We start from the raw sequence: 5348 nt of genomic DNA, 5'->3' as shown, positions 1-5348 counted from the left end.
CACAAGCCTTCAAACCCACACTCTGAAAGCCGAAGCCGAAGCCTATACTCCCAATCCCCAACCCAGCACGGAGCTCCCCAAATGCCCCTGGAAAAACAAGGCACCTGCCTCTGCGGCAAGACCCACCTCAAGGCCACCGTCGACAACACCCAGATCAGCGCCTGCCATTGCAGCATGTGCCGCAAGTGGACCGGCGGCCCGCTGCTGGCCGTGCATTGCACCCAGCCTCCGAAGATCGAAGGCCCCGAGCCCAGCGTCTACGACTCGTCCCCCTGGGCCCAGCGGGGCTTTTGCGGCACCTGCGGCACCCACCTGTTCTATCGCGTGAAACAGAGCGACATCTACATCCTGCCCATCGGTCTGCTCGACGGCGACGAAGCCTGGGACTTCGACCTGCAGATCTTCATCGACGAAAAACCCGCCTGGTACTGCTTCAAGAACGAGACCAAGGAATTGACGGGCCAGCAAGCGTTCGAGCTGTTCACCTCGCAATAGAAACCACCCGGCACACTTGCCAAAACAAAGCATTCCTGAGAAAACGGCGCCCTTTGTCTGTATGCCCCAGGGAGAATCTGATCATGAACAGCGAACTGCACATCACCGACCTGCAAGAAGGCGACGGCAAGGCCGTGGTCAAGGGCGCGCTGATCACCACCCAGTACACCGGCTGGCTGGCCGACGGCAGCGAGTTCGACTCGTCCTGGTCGCGCGGCAAACCGTTCCAGTGCGTGATCGGCACTGGTCGGGTGATCAAGGGCTGGGACCAAGGCCTGATGGGCATGCGCGTAGGTGGCAAGCGCAAGCTGCAGGTGCCGGCGCACCTGGGCTATGGCGAACGGACCATGGGCAGGATTCCGCCGAACTCGGACCTGACCTTCGAGATCGAGCTGCTCGAAGTGCTGACCCGCGACGATTGAGCCAAACGCCATAATTCGGCAACACACAAGCACTAGTGTGGGCTTGTCGAAGGAACGGCATGTGCATTCAGGGAGGAACCAAAGGGCTTGAGGGCACTCTGACCCTCACTCGCTGCCACGGATGGCATTCACGACAGGGACGCCCGGCGGCCGCGACCGCAGGGCAATGTGACGAGGCATCCCGATTTCCCTGGTCACAAGAGCCTGCCTTGATGAAGTTGCCAACTTTCCTGCGCCGCCGTCGTCACCTGTTGTTGAGCCTGGCGCTCGCCGCCGCGGTTGTGCCGTTGGCGCTGGACGTGGTCGAAATCCGCGCGCAACCGGTGGACGGAACCCAGACACTGGTGTTCCTGCGCCATGCCGAAAAACCCGGCGAAGGGCTTGGGCAGTTGAACTGCCAGGGGCTCAACCGCGCCCTGGACCTGGCCACGTTGCTGCCAGAGCGCTTCGGCAAGGCTGACTACGTGTTCGCCGCCAACCCCTCGCGCCAGGTCGAGGAGGGTAGCCAGGACCAAAGCTACAGCTATATCCGCCCCCTGATGACCATCACCCCCAGCGCCATCCGCCTGGGCCTGCCGGTGAACATCGACTACGGCGCCAACGACACCGAGGACCTGGCCGACGAGCTGCTGCGCGACAAGTACCGTAATGCCACCGTCTATACCGCCTGGTCCCATGGCTACCTGCCGGAACTCATCAATACCGTGGCCGGCAAGGCCCTCGGCGAGAAGCGGGTGATCACCGAAGACTGGAGTGGCGACGATTTCGACACGCTCTATGTGCTCACCCTGACCTGGCGTGACGGCAAGGCCAGCCTGCTCAGCCGCAACGTGCGCCAGGGGCTCGACCACGGCGAGGATGGATGTCCGACCTGACCTGCTGCTACTGTCTCGGTCTGCAGAGTTGGACAGGGATGTGCGATGAACCAGCGGGTGACAGTGATCGGGGGTGGGGTGGTTGGCCTGGCGACGGCCTACGCACTGGTGCGCGAGGGGGTGTCGGTCGACCTGGTCGAGGCGCGTGACAGCCTGGCCAGTGCCACCAGCTTCGCCAATGGCGGGCAACTGTCGTATCGCTATGTGGCGCCGCTGGCCGATGCTGGCGTGCCCTGGCAGGCGCTTGGCTGGTTGCTGCAGGGCGATTCGCCACTGCGCTTGCGGCTGCGCATGGACCCTGCGCAATGGTGTTGGTTGGCGGCTTTTGTTCTCGCCTGCCGACGTACTACAAACCAGCGCAATGCGGCTCAACTGCTGAACCTGGCCCTGGAGAGCCAGGCCGCCCTGGCACGTTGGCGCGAAGAAGATGGCCTGGAGGGCTTTGCCTGGCGGCGTAATGGCAAGCTGGTTGCCTTTCGAACACCAAGGGCCTTCGCCCACGGATGTGATCATTTGCTTGACCCGCGGAGCCAGCAGGTACTGGCCGCCGTCGATCTGCGTGGGCTGGACCCAGCATTGGCCAATACGCCTTTTATCGGTGGGGTGTTCACGCCCGACGAGGAAGTCGCTGATTGTCACTTGTTCTGCCAGCGTCTGGCCGAGCGTCTGCTGGCGTCCGGCCTGTGCCGCATCCTGTTGGGCCGTCACGTTTCTCGGCTGATCACCCGTGATGACAGGGTGGTCGGGCTGGCGCTTGGGGAGGAACAACTGGATGTCGAGCGCCTGGTGCTGTGCGCCGGTCATCGCAGCCCAGGGCTGGCGGTACCCGGGCTGACACTGCCAGTCTACCCGTTGAAAGGTTATAGCCTGAGTGCCCCCATCACTGCCGCGCACCAGGCGCCGGAAGTCAGCATCACCGACTACGAACGCAAGATCGTCTATGCGCGGCTTGACCAGAAACTGCGGGTAGCGGCGATGGTGGACATCGTCGGCTATGACGAGTCGGTGGATGCCGGCCGGCTGCGCAGCATGCGTCGGTTGGCGGGCGAGACATTGCCGGGGGCCGCGGATTACAGCCAGGCAGTGGAATGGGCGGGGATGCGGCCGGCGACACCGACCGGAGTGCCGATCATCGGTGCCACGGCTTACCGCAACCTGTGGATGAACCTGGGGCATGGGGCGCTGGGGTTCACCTTGGCCTGTGGCAGTGCGCAGCGGCTGGTCAGGATGTTGTGTTGATCGCTCTGGCCCATTCGCCGGCAAAGCCGGCTCCTACAGTTTCGGCGCTTGCCTGTGGGAGCCGGCTTTGCCGGCGAATTCACTCAGCGCCCGAAGCGCATCGGCCAACCCACCACTTTCTTCGCTCGCGGCGTGGCGTAGGTGCGTACCTTGGACGTGCTCAATCCCATCCGCACCAATGACTCGGCGATGGTCACCGCCGCACTCACGCCATCGACCACCGGCACCCCGGTGCGCTGGCGAATCTGCTCATCGAGCCCGGCCATCCCGCCACAGCCCAGGCAGATGACCTCGGCCTTGTCCTCGCGTACCGCGCGCTCGGCCTGTTCGACGATGGTCTCCACCGCACGCCGTGGGTCGGCCTCCAGCTCCAGCACCGCCAGCCCGCTGGCGCGCACCGAGGCGCAGCGGTCGTACAGGCCGGACAGCCGCAGACGGTCCTCGATCAGCGGCACGGTGCGGTCCAGGGTGGTCACCACCGAGTAAGCGTGGCCCAGGTACAGGGCGGTACTGGCGGCCGCATCGGTGATGTCCACCACCGGCACGTCGAGCAACTCCTGCAAACCCTCGCGGCCGTGCTCGCCGTAGCCGGCCTGGATCACCGCATCGTATGGCCCTTCATAGGCCAGCACCCGGTCCATCACGGCAATGGCGGCCAGGTAGCTCTCGAAGTTGCCTTCGACCGATTCGGCCCCGAACCAGGGCGTCAGGCCGACAATCTCGGTGCCGGGCGCGGCGACGCTGCGCGCCTGTTCGGCGATGGCCTCGGTGATGGCTTCGGTGGTGTTGACGTTGGCAATCAGAATACGCATGACGAGTCTCCCTGAATTCAGTGGCTGCTGTGGTCGACGGCGATGCACTCGCCGCTGACATCGGCGTACTGGCCGTGTCGCGGCGCGATCAGCAGGTAGACGGCGGCGGCGATGCCGGCCCCGATCAGCCACGAGAACGGCGCCACGCCATGGAAGTTGGGCACCAGGGCCAGGACGATGGCCAGCAGAGCGGCGGGGATGAACGCCGCCACCGCGCGCAGGTTGATGCCACGGGTGTAGTGGTAGGTGCCGGCGGGGTTCTCGCTGTACAGCTCGGGCACGTTGATACGGCCCCGGCGCAGCAGCCAGTAGTCGGCCATGATCACGCCATACAGCGGGCCGAGCAGGGCGCCCAGGCCTGAGAGGAAGTACACGATCACCAGCGGGCTGTTGTAGAGGTTCCACGGCAGGATCACTACCGCCAGGGTGGCGCTGATCAAGCCGGCGCGGCGGAAGTTCAGGTGGCGTGGCGCCAGGTTGCTCAGCACGAACGCCGGGGCGACGAAGTTGGCCATGATGTTTACCGCCACGGTGACGATCAGGAAGGCCAGGCAGCCCAGTACCAGAAAGGCGGTATTGGGGATGCTGGCGACGATCTGCGTGGGGCTGTCGATGATCTGGCCGTTGATCTGGAACTGCGCGCCGCACAGCACCACGGTGATCGCGGCGAACACCAGGATGTTCACCGGCAGGCCCCAGAAGTTGCCCACGCGGATGGTCTTGCGGCAGGGCGCCGAACGGGCGAAGTCGCAGAAGTTGAGCACCAGGGTGCCGTAGATCGCCAGCCACAGGGCGCCGCCGGCGAAGATGTTGCGCCACATCTCGTAGCCGCTCAGCGGTTCGGCCACCGACCAGGCGATGCGCGCGTCGGCCTTGACGTACATGAACACCGCCAGGCTGGCCACCGTGAGCAGGATCACCGGGCCGGCGAACGCTTCGTAGCGGCGCACCATCTCCATGCCATAGGCGAGGATCACCAGTTGCACCAGCCAGATGCCCACGAAGCACACCCAGCCCAGGCTCGATAGCCCGAGGATGCTGTCGTGGTCGTAGGTCGCCACCTGTGGCCACACGGCGGTCAGCAGCACGCGCAGCACCACCGAGGCCAGATACGTCTGGATACCGAACCAGGCGATGGCGATCACCGCGCGGATCAGCGCCGGGAGCTGCGCGCCGTGGATACCAAAGGCGATGCGGCTGATCACCGGGAACGGCACGCCGGTCTTCTGCCCCATATAGCCGGACAGGTTCATGAAGCAGTACACCAGCGCCGCGCCGATCGCCAGGGACAGGAGGATCTGCCAACCACCCAGCCCCAGGGCGAACAAGCCCATGGCGAAGGAGTAGTTGGCGATGTTGTGCACGTCGTTGGTCCACAGCGCGAAGATGCTGTAGCCACCCCAGCGCCGGCCTTCGAGCTTGGTCGGGGCGAGGTCGCGGTTGTGCAGGCGTGGGCTCAGTTCGAGGTCGGTTGGGTGGCCTTCAAGTGGGGGGGCGGTGGGGTG

Annotated in this window: 6 protein-coding genes; 4 read left to right on the top strand and 2 right to left on the bottom strand. The window is 64.9% G+C overall.

All coding sequences use genetic code 11. The annotated features are described in order from the left end of the window. Positions 1–81: 81 nt before the first annotated feature. The 4 genes from P5705_RS25790 (at position 82) to P5705_RS25775 (ending at position 3031) form a co-directional block, all read left to right on the top strand. A complete protein-coding gene (locus P5705_RS25790) occupies positions 82–495 on the top strand; it encodes a GFA family protein (protein ID WP_277463690.1) in 414 nt (137 codons plus the stop codon). Between the two features lie 83 nt (positions 496–578). After that, positions 579–917, top strand: coding sequence for an FKBP-type peptidyl-prolyl cis-trans isomerase (locus P5705_RS25785; RefSeq protein WP_277463689.1), 339 nt, complete (start codon positions 579–581; stop codon positions 915–917). Positions 918–1129: 212 nt separating this feature from the next. Then, a complete protein-coding gene (locus tag P5705_RS25780) occupies positions 1130–1792 on the top strand; it encodes a histidine phosphatase family protein (RefSeq protein ID WP_277463688.1) in 663 nt (220 codons plus the stop codon). A 45-nt stretch (positions 1793–1837) separates the two neighbouring features. Beyond that, complete coding sequence (locus P5705_RS25775) at positions 1838–3031, top strand: D-amino acid dehydrogenase (RefSeq protein WP_277463687.1); 1194 nt, start codon at positions 1838–1840, stop codon at positions 3029–3031. Between the two features lie 83 nt (positions 3032–3114). Here the strand turns inward: P5705_RS25775 and P5705_RS25770 are convergent, their stop codons facing one another. Together P5705_RS25770 and P5705_RS25765 are read right to left on the bottom strand one after the other, a co-directional pair. Continuing rightward, positions 3115–3843 carry an aspartate/glutamate racemase family protein gene (locus tag P5705_RS25770; protein WP_277463686.1) on the bottom strand — a complete coding sequence of 243 codons (729 nt, stop codon included), beginning with the start codon at positions 3841–3843 and terminating at the stop codon, positions 3115–3117. A gap of 17 nt (positions 3844–3860) precedes the next feature. Next, positions 3861–5348, bottom strand: a 1488-nt coding sequence (locus tag P5705_RS25765; protein ID WP_277463685.1) for an NCS1 family nucleobase:cation symporter-1, incomplete at its 5' end; no start/stop codon positions are given.

Source organism: Pseudomonas entomophila (assembly GCF_029478665.1).
Lineage (GTDB): Bacteria > Pseudomonadota > Gammaproteobacteria > Pseudomonadales > Pseudomonadaceae > Aquipseudomonas > Aquipseudomonas entomophila_F.
The sequence above is the reverse complement of the archived record's forward strand: the minus strand, read 5'-3'. Positions and strand labels throughout refer to the sequence as shown.

Coding starts and splice junctions, on each gene's coding strand:
- P5705_RS25790 (WP_277463690.1), top strand. CDS start 82: ATGCCCCTGGAAAAACAAGGCACCTGCCTCTGCGGCAAGACCCACCTC.
- P5705_RS25785 (WP_277463689.1), top strand. CDS start 579: ATGAACAGCGAACTGCACATCACCGACCTGCAAGAAGGCGACGGCAAG.
- P5705_RS25780 (WP_277463688.1), top strand. CDS start 1,130: ATGAAGTTGCCAACTTTCCTGCGCCGCCGTCGTCACCTGTTGTTGAGC.
- P5705_RS25775 (WP_277463687.1), top strand. CDS start 1,838: ATGAACCAGCGGGTGACAGTGATCGGGGGTGGGGTGGTTGGCCTGGCG.
- P5705_RS25770 (WP_277463686.1), bottom strand. CDS start 3,843: ATGCGTATTCTGATTGCCAACGTCAACACCACCGAAGCCATCACCGAG.